The 18,357-nt window shown below is 61.2% G+C and carries 21 protein-coding genes; 10 read left to right on the forward strand and 11 right to left on the reverse strand.

Annotation, left to right across the window (positions count from 1 at the left end; translation table 11 throughout):
* The first annotated feature begins 24 nt into the window (after positions 1-24).
* On the forward strand, positions 25-912 hold the full coding sequence (locus CKW07_RS22085; protein ID WP_095080896.1) for a cytochrome c oxidase subunit 3: 888 nt from the start codon (positions 25-27) through the stop codon (positions 910-912).
* A 6-nt stretch (positions 913-918) separates the two neighbouring features.
* Here the strand turns inward: CKW07_RS22085 and CKW07_RS22090 are convergent, their stop codons facing one another.
* Positions 919-1,122 (reverse strand): twin transmembrane helix small protein, encoded by a 204-nt coding sequence (locus CKW07_RS22090; RefSeq protein ID WP_095080895.1) that lies wholly within the window; start codon positions 1,120-1,122, stop codon positions 919-921.
* A 70-nt stretch (positions 1,123-1,192) separates the two neighbouring features.
* Between CKW07_RS22090 and CKW07_RS22095 the strand changes: the two genes are divergently transcribed.
* Genes CKW07_RS22095 through CKW07_RS22115 form a run of 5 tightly spaced genes read left to right on the forward strand, consistent with a single transcriptional unit; the run spans position 1,193 to position 5,098 of the window.
* Positions 1,193-1,933 (forward strand): SURF1 family protein, encoded by a 741-nt coding sequence (locus CKW07_RS22095; protein WP_095147040.1) that lies wholly within the window; start codon positions 1,193-1,195, stop codon positions 1,931-1,933.
* Positions 1,899-2,489: a hypothetical protein gene (locus CKW07_RS22100; RefSeq protein ID WP_095147080.1), complete on the forward strand. Its 591-nt coding sequence runs from the start codon at positions 1,899-1,901 to the stop codon at positions 2,487-2,489. Before CKW07_RS22095 ends, CKW07_RS22100 begins: the two co-directional genes overlap by 35 nt.
* Before the next feature lie 10 nt (positions 2,490-2,499).
* Entirely contained in the window at positions 2,500-3,579 is a 1,080-nt protein-coding gene (locus tag CKW07_RS22105) for a heme A synthase (protein WP_095147041.1), read from the forward strand.
* Positions 3,567-4,466 carry a heme o synthase gene (gene cyoE, locus CKW07_RS22110; RefSeq protein WP_095147042.1) on the forward strand — a complete coding sequence of 300 codons (900 nt, stop codon included), beginning with the start codon at positions 3,567-3,569 and terminating at the stop codon, positions 4,464-4,466. The genes CKW07_RS22105 and cyoE overlap by 13 nt, the downstream gene beginning before the upstream one ends.
* Entirely contained in the window at positions 4,463-5,098 is a 636-nt protein-coding gene (locus tag CKW07_RS22115) for an SCO family protein (protein WP_095147043.1), read from the forward strand. Before cyoE ends, CKW07_RS22115 begins: the two co-directional genes overlap by 4 nt.
* Positions 5,099-5,209: 111 nt before the next feature.
* Here CKW07_RS22115 and CKW07_RS22120 read toward each other — a convergent pair whose 3' ends face one another.
* The 7 genes from CKW07_RS22120 to CKW07_RS22150 form a co-directional block, all read right to left on the reverse strand.
* Positions 5,210-5,983, reverse strand: a complete 774-nt coding sequence (locus CKW07_RS22120) for a MetQ/NlpA family ABC transporter substrate-binding protein (RefSeq protein ID WP_095147044.1) — start codon at positions 5,981-5,983, stop codon at positions 5,210-5,212.
* Positions 5,984-6,046: 63 nt separating this feature from the next.
* Positions 6,047-6,721 carry a methionine ABC transporter permease gene (locus CKW07_RS22125; protein WP_027616612.1) on the reverse strand — a complete coding sequence of 225 codons (675 nt, stop codon included), beginning with the start codon at positions 6,719-6,721 and terminating at the stop codon, positions 6,047-6,049.
* Positions 6,721-7,728 carry a methionine ABC transporter ATP-binding protein gene (locus CKW07_RS22130; protein WP_095147045.1) on the reverse strand — a complete coding sequence of 336 codons (1,008 nt, stop codon included), beginning with the start codon at positions 7,726-7,728 and terminating at the stop codon, positions 6,721-6,723. Before CKW07_RS22130 ends, CKW07_RS22125 begins: the two co-directional genes overlap by 1 nt.
* 202 nt (positions 7,729-7,930) lie before the next feature.
* Positions 7,931-8,638: a PA5502 family lipoprotein gene (locus CKW07_RS22135; RefSeq protein WP_095147046.1), complete on the reverse strand. Its 708-nt coding sequence runs from the start codon at positions 8,636-8,638 to the stop codon at positions 7,931-7,933.
* Positions 8,639-8,675: 37 nt separating this feature from the next.
* Positions 8,676-9,464, reverse strand: a complete 789-nt coding sequence (gene znuB, locus CKW07_RS22140; protein ID WP_095147047.1) for a zinc ABC transporter permease subunit ZnuB — start codon at positions 9,462-9,464, stop codon at positions 8,676-8,678.
* Positions 9,457-10,242: a zinc ABC transporter ATP-binding protein ZnuC gene (znuC, locus tag CKW07_RS22145; protein WP_095083462.1), complete on the reverse strand. Its 786-nt coding sequence runs from the start codon at positions 10,240-10,242 to the stop codon at positions 9,457-9,459. The genes znuB and znuC overlap by 8 nt, the downstream gene beginning before the upstream one ends.
* Positions 10,242-10,724, reverse strand: a complete 483-nt coding sequence (locus CKW07_RS22150; RefSeq protein WP_095083460.1) for a Fur family transcriptional regulator — start codon at positions 10,722-10,724, stop codon at positions 10,242-10,244. Before CKW07_RS22150 ends, znuC begins: the two co-directional genes overlap by 1 nt.
* Before the next feature lie 57 nt (positions 10,725-10,781).
* Here CKW07_RS22150 and CKW07_RS22155 point away from each other — a divergent pair, with 57 nt between their 5' ends.
* Entirely contained in the window at positions 10,782-11,711 is a 930-nt protein-coding gene (locus CKW07_RS22155; RefSeq protein WP_095147048.1) for a zinc ABC transporter substrate-binding protein, read from the forward strand.
* 56 nt (positions 11,712-11,767) lie between these two features.
* Here CKW07_RS22155 and CKW07_RS22160 read toward each other — a convergent pair whose 3' ends face one another.
* Positions 11,768-12,718, reverse strand: a complete 951-nt coding sequence (locus CKW07_RS22160; protein ID WP_095147049.1) for a homoserine kinase — start codon at positions 12,716-12,718, stop codon at positions 11,768-11,770.
* Between the two features lie 60 nt (positions 12,719-12,778).
* Positions 12,779-13,069, reverse strand: a complete 291-nt coding sequence (locus CKW07_RS22165) for a DUF2782 domain-containing protein (protein ID WP_095083454.1) — start codon at positions 13,067-13,069, stop codon at positions 12,779-12,781.
* 74 nt (positions 13,070-13,143) lie between these two features.
* Here CKW07_RS22165 and polA point away from each other — a divergent pair, with 74 nt between their 5' ends.
* Positions 13,144-15,951 (forward strand): DNA polymerase I, encoded by a 2,808-nt coding sequence (polA, locus tag CKW07_RS22170; RefSeq protein ID WP_095147050.1) that lies wholly within the window; start codon positions 13,144-13,146, stop codon positions 15,949-15,951.
* A gap of 430 nt (positions 15,952-16,381) precedes the next feature.
* Here the strand turns inward: polA and yihA are convergent, their stop codons facing one another.
* Positions 16,382-17,026, reverse strand: a complete 645-nt coding sequence (gene yihA, locus CKW07_RS22175) for a ribosome biogenesis GTP-binding protein YihA/YsxC (protein ID WP_095147051.1) — start codon at positions 17,024-17,026, stop codon at positions 16,382-16,384.
* Between the two features lie 191 nt (positions 17,027-17,217).
* Between yihA and CKW07_RS22180 the strand changes: the two genes are divergently transcribed.
* Both CKW07_RS22180 and CKW07_RS22185 read left to right on the forward strand, forming a co-directional pair.
* Positions 17,218-17,508, forward strand: a complete 291-nt coding sequence (locus CKW07_RS22180) for a cytochrome c5 family protein (RefSeq protein WP_095083448.1) — start codon at positions 17,218-17,220, stop codon at positions 17,506-17,508.
* A 46-nt stretch (positions 17,509-17,554) separates the two neighbouring features.
* Entirely contained in the window at positions 17,555-18,160 is a 606-nt protein-coding gene (locus CKW07_RS22185) for a cytochrome c (protein WP_095083446.1), read from the forward strand.
* The last annotated feature ends 197 nt before the right edge of the window (positions 18,161-18,357 follow it).

The raw sequence follows: 18,357 nt of genomic DNA on the forward strand, positions 1-18,357 counted from the left end.
CGTGCCCGATAAGGAGAACAATAAATGGCAACTCATGAGCATTATTACGTTCCCGCCCAGAGCAAATGGCCGATCATCGCCACGGTCGGCATGTTCGTCACCATGTTCGGTCTCGGTACCTGGTTCAACGACCTGAAGGCGGTGCGCCCCGAGTCCCATGGCCCGCTGATCTTCTTCGTGGGCAGCCTGTTGCTGGCCTACATGCTGTTCGGCTGGTTCGGCACCGTGATCAAGGAAAGCCGTGCGGGGTTGTACAGCGCCCAGCTGGATCGCTCGTTCCGTTGGGGCATGAGCTGGTTCATCTTTTCCGAGGTGATGTTCTTCATCGCGTTCTTCGGTGCGCTGTTTTATGTGCGCACCATTGCCGGTCCGGCGCTCGGTGGCGAAGGCACCAAAGGCATTGCCCACATGCTCTGGCCGAACTTCGAATTCACTTGGCCGCTGCTCAGCAACCCCGACTCGACACTGTTCCCACCTCCCCGGGAAGTCATCAGTCCATGGGGGCTGCCGCTGCTCAATACCGTCATTCTGGTGAGCTCCAGCGTCACGGTGACCATTGCCCACCATGCCTTGAAAAAGGGCCATCGTGGCGCGCTGAAAGTCTGGCTGGCGCTGACGGTACTGCTGGGGTGCGCATTCCTGGGCTTCCAGGCCGAGGAATACATCCACGCCTATCACGAACTGGGACTGACCCTGGGTTCGGGTATCTACGGGGCCACCTTCTTCATGCTGACCGGCTTCCACGGCGCCCACGTGACCATCGGCACGATCATTCTGTTCGTGATGCTGATGCGGATCATGCGCGGGCATTTCGATGCCGACCATCAGTTCGGCTTCGAGGCCGCGAGCTGGTATTGGCACTTCGTGGACGTGGTGTGGATCGGCTTGTTTGTCTTCGTCTATGTGCTCTGACACCGGCTACCAGGGGACGTGAGAAACCAGCTGGCCACTGAAGAAGCCCCAGGCGATCAGGCCGAGGGTAATGGCGGCCAGGCTGACGCGAACACTCAGGGCGATGACCAGGCGATTGGAGTGGCTGTCGTCCTTGACCAGAAAAAACAGGCCGCTGAACAGGCTGACAACCGTGGCAATCAGCATCAGGACGATGGCTGCTTTGAGCATGCTGTGACTCCGGGGGAAACGCGATGTATTTGAGTATAGCGAGCTCACCCGCTGACTTTGCGGCGCTGTCATGAAAGGTTTCCGGCCGGGGTTCGTACCGACACTGGTGGTGGCGCTGTTGCTGCCCTTGCTGGTGTCGCTGGGATTCTGGCAATTGGGTCGTGGCGAGCAGAAACAGCAATTGCTCGAAAGCTACGCCGAGCGTCGGACAGCCGAGCCGGTGCCTGTCGCTCGGTTGCTGGACAACCCGGACCCTGCCTTCCAGCGGGTACGGCTGCACGGTCATTTCGACGCCGAACACAGCGTGCTGCTGGATAACCGCCAGCGTTACGGCAGGGTGGGTGTCGAGTTGCTGCAACCGTTTCTCGACCAGGCCAGCGGCCAGTGGCTGCTGGTCAATCGTGGCTGGCTGCCATGGCCGGACCGGCGCGTGCCGCCTGTGTTCAGCACCCCGGAACAGGAGTTGGATCTGGTCTCGTGGGTCTATGTCGCGCCCGGTGCAACCTTTCAATTGCAGGCCGATCCGGCAGGTGCGAACTGGCCCCGGCTGGTGACGGCGATCGAGCCGGGCAAGCTGTGGCGTGAACTTGACCGCCGTGGTTTTACCTATGAACTACGGGTTCAAACAGGTCCTGCGTCCTACCTGGCGGATTGGCCAGTGGTGGCCATGGGGCCGGAAAAACACCTCGGTTATGCCGTGCAGTGGTTCGCCCTGGCGTTCGCCCTGTTCGGTCTCTATCTGTACCTCGGATGGCACAACGCAAGGGAGAAACACCATGGGAGCGGCCATGAATCCACCCAACATGTCTGAAACAGGTGCGCCACAGCGTCGTCGCGGGCGCTGGCAGTTGATCCTGATTGTACTGATGGTGGTCGGTCCGATGATCCTCGCCACGGGCATGTACAAATTGCAGTTCTGGGTACCGGAAGGTCGCAGTTATCACGGCGAGCTGATTGGTAACGGTCAGAGTCGTGCCGAGCTGGGCGTGCAGGCGGACGAGGTTCGCTGGCAGCTATTGGTCACCGCGCCGCAGGAGTGCTCGGTGGATTGCCAGCAACTGGTGTACCTGGCCCGGCAGATCCAGGTCGGCCTGGGGCGCGAGGCCTCGCGCGCCAGCCATGCACTGGCCGTCGCGCACCCGCTGAGCGCCGACTACGACGCCAAGCTGAGCCGTGAATACCCGCAATTGCAGCGTTATCCACTGGACCTTTCGACCTACACTAAAACTGTTCAGGGCAAAGGTCCGGCGCAGCTGTGGATCATCGACCCGCACGGCAATCTGGTACTGCGCTACGGTCCCACCGTCAAAGGCAAGGACCTGCTCAACGATCTGCGTCATCTGTTGAAACTGTCGAATATCGGATAAGGGCTTCGTCATGGCCAAACCTGGATTTCGCCTTGCGCTGTTTGCCACCTTGCTGGCACTGATTGTCGTCTTGCTGGGCGCCTATACCCGGTTGACCCACGCCGGCCTGGGCTGTCCCGACTGGCCGGGTTGCTATGGCTTTGTCAGCGTGCCGCAAAGCGAAGCCCAACTGGCCCATGCCGAACGGCATTTTCCCGATACACCGGTTGAGGCCCACAAGGGCTGGAACGAGATGATCCATCGCTACTTCGCCGGCACCCTGGGGCTGCTGATCGTGTTGCTGGCGGCACGCGCCTGGACTCATCGCCATCATCAGGACCAACCCCTGAAGCTGCCGTTGTTCTTGCTGGTGGTGGTGGTCGCCCAAGCCGCCTTCGGCATGTGGACCGTGACGCTCAAGCTCTGGCCACAGGTGGTGACGGGGCATCTGCTGGGTGGTTTTGCCACCTTGAGCCTGTTGTTCTTGCTGACCTTGCGCCTGTCTGGCGTCTTGCCGGCGTTGATCGTGCCGCGACGCCTGCAGTATTGGGCGACGGCCGGCTTGCTGCTGGTGATCGGCCAGATCGCCCTGGGTGGCTGGGTCAGTTCCAACTACGCGGCGGTGGCCTGTATCGACTTCCCCACCTGCCACGGGCAATGGCTGCCACCGGCTGATTTCGCCAACGGCTTTCACCTGACCCAGCACATCGGCCCCAACTACCTGGGCGGGCAACTGGACAGTGATGCGCGCACGGCCATCCACCTGACGCACCGGATCGGCGCCTTGCTGGTCACCCTGGTGTTATTGGGCCTGGCCTGGCAACTGCGGAGCGTTGGCATGACCCGGCTTGCCGGGTTGGTGCTGGTGGCGCTGGCGGCACAGATCACCCTGGGCATCAGCAACGTGCTGTTTCACCTGCCCTTGCCCGTGGCCGTTGCCCATAACGCCGGTGGCGCGGCGCTGCTGCTGAGCATGGTGCTGGTCAATTATCACGCACGAACCAGTCTGGTCCGGGTCAAGCAACAAGCGCTCGGGCGCTGGCGCCTGAGCCCTCGTAGGCACACCGCTGGGCCCATCACCATAAAAGGAGAAATGCCATGGCGACTCTGATCGGCGAGCGTCACAGTCAGGCAACCTGGCGTGACTATCTGGAGCTGACCAAACCCAAGGTGGTGGTGTTGATGCTGATCACCTCGCTGGTGGGCATGTTTCTCGCCACGCGTGCGGGAGTGCCGTGGACGGTGCTGGTGTTCGGCAACCTAGGGATCGCCCTGTGCGCCGGTGGCGCGGCGGCGGTCAACCATGTGGTGGATCGGCGGATCGACGCGGTCATGGCCCGCACCCACAAGCGGCCATTGGCCGAAGGCCGGGTGTCCCCCGCGGCCGCGCTGACGTTTGCGTTGATCCTGGCGGTGAGCGGGCAGGCCGTGCTGCTGGTGTTCACCAATCCGCTGACAGCGTGGCTGACCCTCGCGTCTTTGCTGGGGTATGCGGTGGTCTATACCGGTTTCCTCAAGCGTGCGACACCACAAAACATCGTGATCGGCGGGCTGGCCGGTGCCGCGCCGCCCCTGCTCGGCTGGGTGGCGATCACCGGGCATGTCAGTGCTGAGCCCTTGCTGCTGGTGCTGATCATCTTCGCCTGGACCCCGCCGCATTTCTGGGCGCTGGCGATTCATCGCAAGGAGGAGTATGCCAAGGCCGACATACCCATGCTGCCAGTGACCCATGGCGAGCACTACACCAAGGTCCACATCCTGCTCTACACCTTCGTCCTGCTGGCGGTGAGCCTGATGCCCTATGTGATCCACATGAGCGGCCTGCTTTATCTGGCCTGTGCCCTGGGCCTGGGCGCGAGGTTTCTGCAATGGGCCGTGGTGCTGTACCGTGGCACTCGGCCGCATGCGGCGATCAATACCTTCAAGTACTCTATTTACTACTTGTTCCTGCTGTTCATCGCCCTGCTCGTAGACCACTACCTAATGTTGAACCTATGACACGAACCCAGAAAACCGTCTTCATACTTGTTGCCCTGATTGCGCTGGTGCTGGGGCTGACCATCAACAAAGTGCTGAATGGCAAGGGGCAGGGCGATCCCACTGCGTTGATCGATGCCGGGATCATCCTGTTGCCGCAAAGCCGTAACCTGCCGGACGTGCAGATGACCAACCAGGACGGCCAGCCGGTCACGGTCAACGAATTGAAGGGTAAATGGAGCCTGGTGTTTTTCGGCTACACCTTCTGCCCGGACATCTGCCCGACCACCTTGGCGCAGTTGCGCCAGATCAAAGGCGAACTGCCGGCCGATGCGGTCGACAAACTGCAGATCGTCCTGGTCAGCGTCGACCCGAACCGCGACACGCCCAAGCAGCTCAAACAGTACCTGGGCTATTTCGACCCGCAGTTCATCGGCCTGACGCCGAACTCGGTAGAGGAGCTGCAAAAAGTCGCCAACGCGATGAGCATTCCGTTTATCCCTGCCGACACCAGCAAACCCAACTACACCGTTGACCACAGCGGTAACCTGGCGGTGATCGGCCCGGATGGCACCCAGCGCGGCTTCATTCGTGCGCCGTTGAATAACCAGAAGCTGGTGGTGCAACTGCCGGAGATGCTCAAGCGTCAATAAGGCGACACGTAATCTGTGGGAGCGAGCAAGCTCGCTGTCACAACGTCAGTGTTTCAGGCAAAAAAAATGGGGCGCAATGAATGCGCCCCATTTTTTTGTTAAAGCGTCAGATCAGAACGCTGGCAATACCGCGCCTTTGTACTTCTCGAGAATGAACGCTTTCACTTCTGGCGTATGCAGGGCTGCAATCAGCTTCTTCATGGCCTCGCTGTCCTTGTCGTCCGGACGGGCAACCAGGATGTTCACGTAAGGCGAGTCTTTGCCTTCGATGGTCAGCGCGTCCTTGGACGGGTCAAGCTTGGCTTCCAGCGCGTAGTTGGTGTTGATCAGCGCCAGGTCGACCTGGGTCAGCACGCGCGGGATGGTCGCGGCTTCCAGTTCACGGAACTTCAGGCCCTTGGCGTTCTCGGTGATGTCCTTGACGGTCGACAGGATGTTGTTCGAGTCCTTCAGCTTGATCAGGCCGGCCTTGTCCAGCAACAGCAGCGCGCGGCCACCGTTGGTGGCGTCGTTCGGGATAACCACGGTGGCGCCGCCTGGCAGGTCAGCCAGTGCCTTGAACTTGCTGGAGTAAGCGCCCAGCGGTTCGATGTGCACACCGGCCACGCTCACCAGGTGAGTGCCCTTGGCCTTGTTGAACTCATCGAGGTACGGCTGGTGCTGGAAGAAGTTGGCATCCAGGCGTTTTTCGGCCACCTGTACGTTCGGCTGTACGTAGTCGGTGAAGACCTTGACCTTGAGGTCCACGCCTTCCTTGGCCAGGGCTGGCTTCACGAATTCGAGGATTTCCGCGTGCGGTACCGGAGTCGCGGCGACCGTCAGGGTTTCAGCGGCATTGGCGGCGAACGAGGCAACGGCAGCGAACGCGACGAGTAGTTTTTTCATTCAGCAAACTCCTTTTGAGGCGCCCTTTTCGGGCGCCTGCCAGCGTGATGCCGGCGATTGCATTTATTTTCGGGAAAAGTGCACCACCAGCTTATCGCCGACGGTTTGCAGAACCTGGACCAGCACCAGCAGCAACACCACGGTCACCACCATCACATCCGTCTGGAAGCGCTGGTAACCGAAGCGGATCGCCAGGTCACCCAGGCCACCGGCGCCCACCACACCGGCCATGGCCGTGTAGGACACCAGCGTGATCGCAGTCACCGTGATCGCCGCGAAGATGCCCGGACGGGCTTCCGGCAGCAAGGCGTTGGTGATGATCTGGCGCGTGGTCGCGCCCATGGCCTGGGTCGCTTCGATGATGCCGCGATCGACTTCACGCAGGGCGGTTTCCACCAGGCGGGCGAAGAATGGCGTCGCGCCAACCACCAGAGGCGGGATCGCGCCACCGACACCCAGCGAGGTGCCGGTGATCAGTACGGTGAACGGGATCATCACGATCAACAGAATGATGAACGGCAGCGAGCGCAGGATGTTCACGATCAGCGACAGCAGCGCGTAAACACCTTTGGCTTCCAGCAACTGGCGTGGGCTGCAAAGGAATAGCAGGACGCCCAGCGGCAGGCCGAGCAATACGGTGAACAGCAGCGAGCCACCGAGCATCAGCAAGGTGTCGCCGGTGGCCAGCCAGATTTCATACCAGTCGATATTGGCGAAGAAACTTGTCAGCAGTTCCATTAGCGCAGCACCTCCATGTGGACATCCGCTGCGGTGAAGTGGGCAAAGGCCGCTTCCATGTCACCGCCGGTGATGGCCAGGGTCAGTTGCCCGTAAGGGACGTCTTTGATGCGGTCGATACGGCCGGCGAGGATGCTGTAGTCCACCCCCGTTTCGCGGGCGACGGTGCCCAGCAAGGGTGCGTAGGTCGAATCACCCTGGAAGGTCAGGCGCACGATACGGCCCGGCACGTGCGCGAAGTCATCACGCTGCTCGCTTTCGTCGATGTGCTCGTCTTCCTGAACAAACCGCTTGGTGGTTGGATGCTTGGGGTGCAGAAACACCTCGGCCACCGGACCCTGTTCGACGATCGAGCCGGCATCCATCACGGCCACTTGATCGCAAACGCGACGAATCACGTCCATTTCATGGGTGATCAGCACGATGGTCAGCTTCAGCTCGCGGTTGATCTCGGCCAACAGTTGCAGGACCGACGCAGTGGTTTGCGGGTCCAGGGCGCTGGTGGCTTCGTCGCACAGCAGGATTTTCGGCTTGGTTGCCAGGGCGCGGGCGATGCCGACGCGCTGCTTCTGGCCACCGGACAACTGCGCCGGGTACTTCTTGGCGTGGTCGGACAAGCCTACCCGCGCCAGCAACTCGGCCACGCGCAGGTCGATCTCGCTGCGCGACAGCTCGCCGGCCAGATTCAACGGCAGGGCCACGTTGTCCGCGACTGTCTTGGAGGCCAGCAGGTTGAAGTGCTGAAAGATCATCCCGACTTGTTGACGGAAGCGGCGCAGCGCATTGGCGTCCAGCGCGGTGACTTCCTCGCCATCCACGGTGATCTTGCCGCCGCTGGCATCCTCCAGGCGGTTGATCAGGCGCAACAGGGTACTTTTTCCCGCGCCGGAATGGCCGATCAGGCCAAACACCTGGCCGTTCTCAATCGTCAGACTGGTCGGGTTCAGTGCGGGAATATCCTTACCGGCAACGCGGTAGGTTTTATGGACGTTTTGAAACTCGATCACGTAGCGAACCTTGTGGGGCGCGTTGGAAAAGGATCAGCGGTTAGCCGGGCGGGCATTTTAGCGTGTCCGTATAGAGGTTCTTAGCATTTATTTTGCGTTCGTCATGCCATTTGGCGATAACGAAACAACCGTAAATGCACAAGATCGCCGCGTGGCCAGCGTGTTCTTCTCGATGAAGACGCTGGCCACGCGGCGATCTCACTTACGGTTTGCGCGGTGACAACACCATTTGCGCCGGGACGTGCCGCAGGATTTGTCGCTCGATGTCCAGGTCGAAGCCTGGGTCCAGCTTTTGCACACGTTTGGTCAGCAACGTGGCCAGCCAGGGGTAATCCTCGGTGCGCGGGGCCTGGATGCTCACGTCGCACTGGTAATTCACCACGTCAGCGGCAATCGCGTCGAGTTGCCGGCGTAGTTGCTTGCTATCGGTGATGTTCAGCGCAATTGTTGTGCTTTCAGCCGTTGGGTCGATGACTTTGGCAACCGGTTTGGCGGCGGCTGCCTGGAGGGCGGCCTCGGCTTTTTCCAGCTCGGCTTTACGGGCTTGGGTGATAGCGCCGTTGACACCACCGGTCAGTGCCGGGGCCTTGGGCATCAGGACACGAGCCCGGCTCAGGGCCGTAGCGGCGGCATTGACATCACCTTTTTGCAGCATGATCTGGCTGCGTTGCAGATAGGCTTCGGCGAGTTGTCGTTGGTAGGGCTCCAGCGACGGATCATTGGGTGATTGCGCCTGTAGGGCGGCCAATTGATCTTCGGCAGTGGCCAGCTCACTGCTGGCCAGGCTTTGCTCCAGCTGCGCGATTGCCGGCGCCCGCGCGTCCGGGGCCTCGGGGGGCGGTGTGCTCTGGCAGGCACCCAGCAGCAAAAATGCAACAAGGAGCAGATAACGGGAGGCGAACGGCTTCATTCCTGCGACTCTCTGATTGCGCAAAAAACGAGCAAGTCTACACCCCTCGACGGGGCAGGACAAAACTCAGCAAAAACAGCGCGGCGGCGGCGACCACAATCGATGGGCCAGCCGGCGTGTCCTTGAACCACGACAGCGCCAGGCCACCGCAGACCGCGAGTATACCCAGCAAACTCGCGCCCAAGGCCATCTGCTCGGGCGATCGCGCGTGACGTTGTGCCGCCGCCGCCGGAATGATCAGCAACGAAGTAATCAGCAGCACGCCGACGATTTTCATCGCCACCGCGATCACGACCGCAATCAACAGCATCAAGGCCAGGCGCAGCCCGGCTACGGGCAAGCCTTCGACCCTGGCCAACTCTTCATGCACGGTAATCGCCAGCAGCGGCCGCCACAGCGCCACCAGTAACAGCAGAACCGCTGCGCTGCCGCCGAGAATCCACGCAAGATCGCTAGGGCTGATCGCCAGCAGGTCGCCGAACAGGTAAGCCATCAGGTCGATCCGCACTTCATGCATGAAGCTTAGTACCACCAGGCCCAGAGAGAGCGTGCTCGGTGCAAGAATCCCCAGCAAGGTGTCGGAAGCCAGTGGCTGGCGCTGTTGCAGGGTCACCAGGAGCACGGCCAGCAACAGGCAGCCGACCGTGACCGCGATGGTCGGGCTGACATCCAGCAAAAAGCCCAGCGCCACGCCGAGCAAGGCCGCGTGGGACAAGGTGTCGCCAAAATAAGCCATGCGCCGCCAGACCACGAAGGATCCCAGGGGGCCCGCGACGACAGCCAGGGCCAGGCCTGCAAGCAGGGCATACAACAGAAAATCAGCCATGCTTGCAGCCATCTCCGTGAACGTGGGTGTGAGCGGACGGTGCCGCGCTGACCACCGAGCCATGCAGGTCGTGGGCATGGTCGTGATGGTGGTGATAGATCGCCAGGCTTTGCGCGTTCTTGCCGAACAGTTCGACGAACGCCGGATCGCCGCTGACCTGCTCGGGATGTCCGGAGCAGCAGACGTGGCGATTGAGGCAGACCACCTGGTCGGTGGTGCTCATCACCAGGTGCAGGTCGTGGGAAACCATCAGCACGCCGCAGCCGTGGCGATCACGCAGGCGCGTGATCAGGCTGTACAGCTCGGCTTGCCCGGCCACGTCGACGCCTTGCACCGGTTCGTCGAGGACCAGCAACTCCGGCTCGCGCAGCAAGGCACGGGCCAACAGAACGCGCTGCATTTCACCGCCAGAGACGCTCTGTACCGGGCTGTCGATGACCTGTTCGGCACCGACTTCCTTGAGTGCGGCCAGGGCCCGGGCGCGATCGACGCCGGGGACCAGGCGCAGAAAACGCAGTACCGACAGCGGGAGGGTCGGGTCGACGTGCAGTTTCTGCGGCATGTAGCCGACTCTCAGCTTTGGCTTGCGCCATACGCTGCCGCTGTCGGGCTTGAGCAGGCCGAGCACGGCACGCACCAGGGTGGTCTTGCCGGCGCCGTTGGGGCCGATCAGAGTGACAATCTGTCCCGGCTCGACACTCAGCTCGATGTTGTCCAGCACGGTTTGCCCGGCAAAGGTCACCGCAACTTGCTCAAGGCGGATCAACGCTGTGCTCATCAAGCCCCCTGGCAACCGGCGCAGAGACCGACCACTTCGACGGTCTGGCCTTCAACCACGAACCCGACGTCGCTGGCGCTGTGGATGATGGCGTCGCTGATGGAGGTTTGCTCCAGCTCGATGGCGGCATGGCACTCGCGGCAAATCAGGAACTGCCCCTGATGGGCGTGCCCCGGATGGTTGCAGCCGACAAAGGCGTTGAGCGACGAGATCCGATGCACCAGGCCGTTATCCAGCAGGAAATCCAGGGCGCGGTAGACCGTCGGCGGTGCTGCGCGGCGGCCATCCTGCTCGCTGAGCACCGCCAGGATGTCGTAGGCCCCCAGCGGCTTGTGGCTTTGCCACACCAGTTCCAGTACCCGCCGACGCAATGCGGTCAGGCGCAACCCTTGGCGTGCGCAGATGGCATCGGCCTCGGACAGTGCGCTGTGCACGCAATGTGAGTGGTCGTGGGGACGGCTGGCGAGCGGTGTGATAGGCATGAGCGGCGACGAGTTTTGTGAGAGACGTTATTATGTTACTCGTTCTCGCCCCTTTGAGTGGTTATCGTGCCCAGACTTTTTGCCATCCTTGTCACATTTACTGCCAGTTTGTTCGCTTTCAGCGCCGCTCACGCCGAAGTCAAAGTGCTCACCAGCATCAAGCCGCTGCAACTGATTGCCGCTGCGGTGCAGGATGGCGCGGGGGTGCCGGAAGTCCTGCTGCCACCGGGTGCATCGCCACATAACTATGCCTTGCGGCCTTCCGACGTACGGCGCGTGCAGTCGGCGGACCTGCTGTACTGGATCGGGCCGGACATGGAGGGCTTCCTGCCCCGCGTACTCAAGGGGCGCACCTTGCCATCGGTGGCCGTGCAGGACCTGCCAGGCTTGAAGCTGCGCCATTTTGGCGAAGACAACCACGCCCACGCCGAAGAGGCTGACGAGCATGACCATGATCACCGCCCCGGTAGTCTCGATGCCCACTTGTGGCTGTCGCCGGTCAATGCGCGTGTCATCGCCGCTAAAATCGCCGCCGACCTGAGTGCAGTCGATCCGGCCAATGCTGGGCGCTACCAAGGCAACCTCAAGGCATTCGATGAGCGACTGGATGCGCTGGATCTGCGATTGAAAGCCCGCCTGGCGGTTGTCGAGGGCAAGCCCTACTTCGTGTTCCATGAAGCGTTCGACTACTTTGAGGATGCCTACGGCCTCAAGCATGCGGGTGTGTTCAGTGTGGCCGCCGAAGTTCAGCCCGGTGCCCAGCACGTCGCTGCGATGCGCGCGCGTCTGCAAGCGGTCGGCAAGACTTGCGTGTTCAGCGAGCCGCCGCTGCGCCCTCGCCTGGCCGAGACGCTGGTGGCCGGCCTGCCGGTGAAACTGGCGGAACTTGATGCGCTGGGTGGCTACACACCAGCCACCGCACGGGGTTATGAGCAGGTGCTGGAGAAGTTGGGGAATGATCTGGCGGGGTGCCTGGAGTCGCTGTAACCGGAAAACAGGCGCCATTCCATTCGCGGGCAAGCAGAATGCCGCCCGCGATGCCTTTAAATGGCGAACGGCAGCGGCGTGCTGACCAGTTGACGCTGCGCCAGGCGATGCTCGAACTCTTTCGGGTCGTGAATCAGCACGTCCTGTCCGGCAAAGGACTCGGCAGCGATCAGGCGTGACAACCAGAAGCGCACGCAGGCCACCCGCAACAGGGTCGGCCACAGTTCGGCCTCGGCCGGGGTGAACGGCCGCAGCGCGGCGTAGGCGCCGAGCAATGCCCGCGCCCGTGGGCCGTCAATCAAGCCGTCATCGTCCGAACACCAGTCATTCAGGGCGATGGCCACGTCGTAGAGCATCGGCCCCGAGCAGGCGTTGTAGAAATCGATCAGCCCGGTCAGGTGCGTGCCTTCAAACATGGCGTTGTCGCGGAACAGGTCGGCGTGGATGTTGGCCCGTGGCAACGCCAGGATGCTGTCTTTGCGGGCGGTGATTTCATCCAGTGCGCGCTGTAGCAATGCGCGCGACTCAACCCCCAGGTGCGACAGAAGTTGTGTGCCCTCTTCGAGCATCCAGTCCAGGCCGCGATCGGTCTTGCGCTTGATCATCTTGTCTTTGGTTGCCAGGTGCAGATGCCCCAGCAGTTCCCCGACCTGCACACAGTGCTGCGCGTTGGCGACTTTGATGTGCTTGCCGGCCAGGCGTGGCTGCAACAGCGCAGGCTTGCCCGCCAGCTCACGCAGGGCGACACCCTCGGTGGTGCGTAGCGCATAGGGCACCGGCAGGTCGGCGTTGTGCAACACGTCGAGCAGTTCGATGAAGAACGGCATTTCCTGCGCCGGGCCACGCTCAATCAGGGTCAGGACAAACTCGCCCTGCTCCAGGCTGATGAAGTAGTTGGTGTTTTCACTGCCCGCGGCGATCCCCTGGAAATCAAGCAGGCGGCCGAGCCCATAAGGGGCGAGAAAGGTTTCCAGCTCGGGCCGAGCCAGGGGGGTGAACACAGACATGGTTAAAAACTGCTCAGTTCGGGTGCTGCTATAGAGCCAGCACCGATTAAAGTTAAGAAACTACTTCCACGAAAAAATTTCCCAGGCAGGGATCAGCATATCCGGCTGATCCGAGCGGATGAAATTGGCTTCCGTTCCGTCCGAGCGCACCAGGAAATACGGTTTGCCGCCCTTCGGAGTGACCTTGATCGCATACAGGAAGCCGTTCTGGCGGTATTCCTGGATGGTCTTGTCACCTTCAGTGCGAATGGTGACTTCCGGTTCTGGGGTCGGTGCGTCATCCGCTGCCATGGCAGCCAGCGGAATGCAGGTAAACAAGCCAGCCAGCAACAGGCGATTGAGTGTACGCATGATAACCTTGTCCCTTTGTCGTCAACGGTCCCGCTATTCTAGCGCCGGACCCGCCGAAAAGGTTGATCCTGCTCATGAGCCAAGCCCCCCTCGTCCTGGTGGACGGTTCTTCATACCTGTACCGCGCCTTTCACGCGCTGCCACCTTTGACTACCTCCAAAGGCCTGCCAACCGGTGCGGTCAAGGGCGTGCTGAACATGCTCAAGAGTCTGCGCAAGCAGTACCCGAACAGCCCGTTCGCCGTCGTGTTCGACGCCAAGGGTGGGACATTTCGCGACGACATGTACGCCGAATACAAGGCCAATCGCCCGAGCATGCCCGACGATATGCGCGTGCAGATCGAGCCCCTGCATGCCAGCGTGATTGCCCTGGGCTTCCCGCTGTTGTGCGTGGAAGGCGTTGAAGCGGACGACGTGATCGGCACGCTGGCCCGCAGCAGCGCGGCCGCTGACCGCCCGGTGGTGATCTCCACGGGCGACAAGGACATGGCGCAGCTGGTCGACGGGCACATTACCTTGGTCAATACCATGACCGGTAGCGCGATGGACGTGGCTGGCGTGAAGGAGAAATTCGGCGTCGCTCCCGAGCAGATCATCGACTATCTGGCGTTGATGGGCGATTCCTCCGACAACATTCCGGGCGTTCCGGGGATTGGCCCGAAGACTGCGTCCGGCCTGTTGGTGGGCGTCAATGGCGGCCTGACCGAGCTGTATGCACAGCTCGATATCGTGCCGACCCTGCCGATTCGCGGGGCCAAGACCCTGCCGGCCAAGCTCGAAGAGCACAAGGAGATGGCGTTCCTCTCCTATCGACTGGCGACCATCAAGGTCGACGTGCCGCTGGACGTGGGGCTGGACGATTTGCACCTGGGCGAGCCGGACCGCGAAAAACTGGCCGAGCTCTACACCCTGCTTGAATTCAAGAGCTGGTTCGATGAGCTGCAACGCGATGCCAAGCGTCTTGAGCTGAGTGCCGCTCCCCAGCCTGAGCCGGTGGCTGATCTGTTGAGTGCCACCGAGACCGAAGCCAGCGCGCCCGTGGTCGTTGAAGCGCGCTACGAAACCATCCTCGATCAGGCCCGTTTCGACGCCTGGCTGAAGAAGCTCAATGGCGCCAAGCTGTTTGCCTTCGACACGGAAACCACCGGTATCGACGCCCAGCAGGCGCAACTGGTGGGGCTGTCCTTCGCCGTGCAACCTTTTGAAGCGGCCTACATTCCGCTGATTCACGCCTACGAAGGTGTGCCGGAGCAGTTGGATCGCGACAGCGTCCTGCGTGCCCTGAAGCCGCTGCTGGAGGACCCGGACAAGCTCAAGGTTGGCCAGCACGCCAAGTTCGACATGAATATCCTGGCCAACTGCGCCATCGGTGGCGATCCAGCCTGCGGCATCACCGTGCGCGGCATTGCCTTCGACACCATGCTTGAGTCCTATGTGCTCAACTCCACCGCCACCCGCCATGACATGGACAGCCTGGCGCAGAAGTACCTGGACTACACCACCGTGAGCTTCCAGGACATCGCGGGCAAAGGGGCCAAGCAGCTGACCTTCGATCAGATCGCCCTTGAGCAGGCCGGGCCTTATGCTGCTGAAGACGCCGATGTGACCCTGCGGCTGCACCAGACCCTGCACGAGAAGCTGGCCGCCATCCCGAGCCTGGCCAGTGTGCTGAGCGATATCGAGATGCCGTTGGTGCCGGTGCTGGCGCGCATCGAACGCCAGGGTGCGCTGGTGGATGCCGAGCTGTTGGGGGTGCAGAGCATTGAGCTGGGCGACAAGATGACAGCCCTGGAGCGTGAAGCCATTCACATCGCCGGTGAGGAGTTCAATCTCGGCTCGCCCAAGCAGTTGGGTGCGATCCTCTACGAAAAGCTCGGCTATCCGGTGCTGAAGAAAACCGCCAAGGGCCAGCCGTCCACCGCCGAAGAGGTGCTGGCCAAGCTGGCGGAAGATGACTACCAACTGCCCAAGGTGCTGATGCAATACCGCTCCATGAGCAAGCTCAAGAGCACCTACACCGACCGCCTCCCTGAGCAGATCAACCCGCGCACCGGGCGGATTCACACCTCTTATCACCAGGCGGTGGCGTCCACCGGGCGCCTGTCCTCCAGTGATCCGAACCTGCAGAACATTCCGGTGCGTACCGCCGAGGGCCGGCGCATCCGCCAGGCTTTTATCGCCCCGAGCGGCTACAAACTGCTGGCGGCGGACTATTCGCAGATCGAGCTGCGGATCATGGCGCACCTGTCCCGGGACGAAGGCCTGCTCAATGCGTTTCGCAACAACCTGGACGTGCACACGGCCACGGCCGCCGAGGTGTTCAAGGTTGAGCTTCAGGACGTCACGTCCGACCAGCGTCGCAGCGCCAAGGCGATTAACTTCGGTCTGATCTACGGCATGGGGGCGCAGAAGCTCGGCAAGGACATTGGCGTCGATACCAAGCAGGCCAAGGCCTACATCGACACCTATTTTGCCCGCTATCCCGGCGTGCGCGAGTACATGGAGCGCACCCGTGCCCAGGCGGCGGACCAGGGGTATGTAGAAACGCTGTTCGGGCGCCGCCTGTACCTGCCCGAGATCCACTCCAACAAACCCCAGGAGCGCGCTGGCGCCGAACGCACGGCGATCAACGCGCCGATGCAGGGCACGGCGGCAGACATCATCAAGAAAGCCATGGTGGCGGTGGATAACTGGCTGATGGCTTCCGGCCTGGACGCCAAAGTCATCCTGCAGGTACACGATGAACTGGTGCTGGAGGTTCGCGAGGACCTGGTCGACCAGGTTCGCGAGGAAATTCGCGTGCACATGAGCGGCGCGGCGGCCCTGGATGTGCCTCTTCTGGTGGACGTCGGTGTCGGAAACAACTGGGATGAGGCTCATTAAGCCGTTTTGAGGCGCAATTGGCCGCGGCATAGTGTCGCGGCCATCGCAGGCGAAGGGCTGTTAGCTCGAAAAAATCTTGGATTATTCCAATCGATTTTGAAACTGGCCGGAACTAAATCCGTGAACCCCCACTCAGAATTACTGAATGGGTGGTGAAGCCCTTCGATGCTCCTATGTTGTGTTAAGTGTTGGCAGATATCTGGACCCCGCCCTAGCGGTCCGGAACTTAGACCCCGAACTACTCCCTCCCCATATGTAGTTCGGGGTTTTTTTTGCCTGAAAACTGTCTGTGGAACGGCCATGCTGCGTTAAAAGCGCGGCTCGAAATGCTCATTTAGGCCCCTAAAGTCGAACGCGACCCCGGTCGTTTCGAGCTGCGCTTTTGCCTTGCCTGACCGTCCCACAAACAGTTTTCGCATTTCCCAAAAGCTTATTGAGCTTCTGTCTCGGCGCCCTTGTCCGCCAGTTCCATCCAGTCCGCCAATACCGTGTAGGCCTCTTCCAGACCCAGGCGTTTGGGGGCCGAGAACAGCTGGATGGTCACGGCTTCGCCCCAGCCTTTGCGGATTTCTGCCTGAACCTTGAGCAGTGAGTTCTTCGCCGCGCCGTAGGTCAGTTTGTCGGCCTTGGTCAGCAGAATGTGCATCGGCATGCCGCTGGCGACAGCCCAGTCGAGCATCAACAGGTCGAAGTCGGTCATTGGATGACGGATGTCCATCATCAGAATCAGGCCCTTCAAGCTCTCGCGGCTGCCCAGGTAGGCTTCCAGGTGGCGCTGCCAGTGCTGCTTCAGCGGGATTGGCACTTTCGCGTAACCGTAGCCCGGCAGGTCGACCAGACGCCGATCTTCGTCTAGCTTGAAGAAGTTCAACAGCTGTGTGCGACCCGGAGTCTTCGAGGTGCGCGCCAGGCTGGCGTGGGTCAGGGTGTTCAGCGCGCTGGACTTGCCGGCGTTGGAACGCCCGGCGAAGGCCACTTCAAAGCCTTCGTCGTCAGGGCATTGATCGACTTTGGCAGCGCTGAGCATGAAGGTGGACTGTTGGCACAGACCAAGGATGGGGTTCTTGAGTTGCATGGGATTTCCGATGTGGGCGGTGCCGAGAATGGTCGCAAAGAGCTGCGTCGTTTCCGTTTCAGTGACGCCAGTATATAATGCCGCAGATTTTGTGTGCGCTTTGTCCCAGCGTAGGATGAAGTTCACGAGAGCGATTGACCTTGATTGCGCATAAGAACGCAGCACGCTCTCAACCCTGAAAAGGTCGTTTTATGACGAAATGGCTGCTAGCTGCCGGTGTCTTGATGCCGCTTTATGGCGCGCAGGCTACACAGGATCCGGAAGCTGTGTACAACCGTGTTTGTGGAGCCTGTCATTCCGGCCAACTCCCGACGGCGCCTCAAAAGGGCGATCAGGAAGCTTGGGCGCCAAGACTGGCGCAAGGTATGGAGACGCTGGTGCAACACGTGACCCAGGGTTTCAAGGCGATGCCGCCGCGTGGTTTGTGCATGGACTGCAGTGCCGAGGATTACCAGGCAATCATCCAGTGGATGAGCGAGTGATCCCGGTCCATAACTCTTTAACCCTTAGCCGTAGTTGGATTAGCTGATGAACAAATTAGTCGTGAGTCTGCTGTTGACCCTGGGCATCGCAGGTGGCGCCCATGCTGCGGGCGACGCTGCTGCTGGTCAGGCGAAAGCCGCAGTATGTGGTGCTTGCCATGGCCCGGATGGCAACAGCATGGCGCCAAACTTTCCAAAACTGGCGGGTCAGGGTGAGCGTTACCTGAACAAGCAACTGCACGACATCAAGTCGGGCAAGCGCACCGTTCTGGAGATGACCGGCCTGCTGACCAACCTGAGCGATCAGGACCTGGCTGACATTTCAGCCTACTTCGCCAGCCAGAAAGGCAGCGTCGGCGCGGCAGACCCGAAAGTCGTGGCTCGCGGTGAAGAGTTGTTCCGCGGCGGCAAACTGGAGCAGGGCATGCCATCGTGCACCGGTTGCCACTCGCCTAACGGCGCCGGCAACGCGGCAGCTGCTTTCCCGCACCTGGGTGGCCAGCACGCTCAATACACCGCCAAGCAACTGACCGATTTCCGTGAAGGCAACCGTACCAACGACGGTGACGCGAAAATCATGCAAAGCGTTGCAGCCAAGCTGAGCAACAAAGACATCGAAGCGGTGTCCAGCTACATTCAGGGCCTGCACTAAGGTCCGTCGAGCGGGCGTTACGCGGGAGGTTGAACCCGCACAACGTTAACGCTCGATTAATCCTTCGATGCAAGCATAAAAAGGGTGGCTTAGGCCGCCCTTTTTTGTGGCCGCTGCCGTTACACTAGAGAACTGATGCCCGCCATGGCCTGCCAGAAAGCAGGTCGCGCGAGGCGAGCCAATTTGCCCAGGAGTAA

Source organism: Pseudomonas sp. Irchel s3b6, from assembly GCF_900187415.1.
GTDB lineage: Bacteria > Pseudomonadota > Gammaproteobacteria > Pseudomonadales > Pseudomonadaceae > Aquipseudomonas.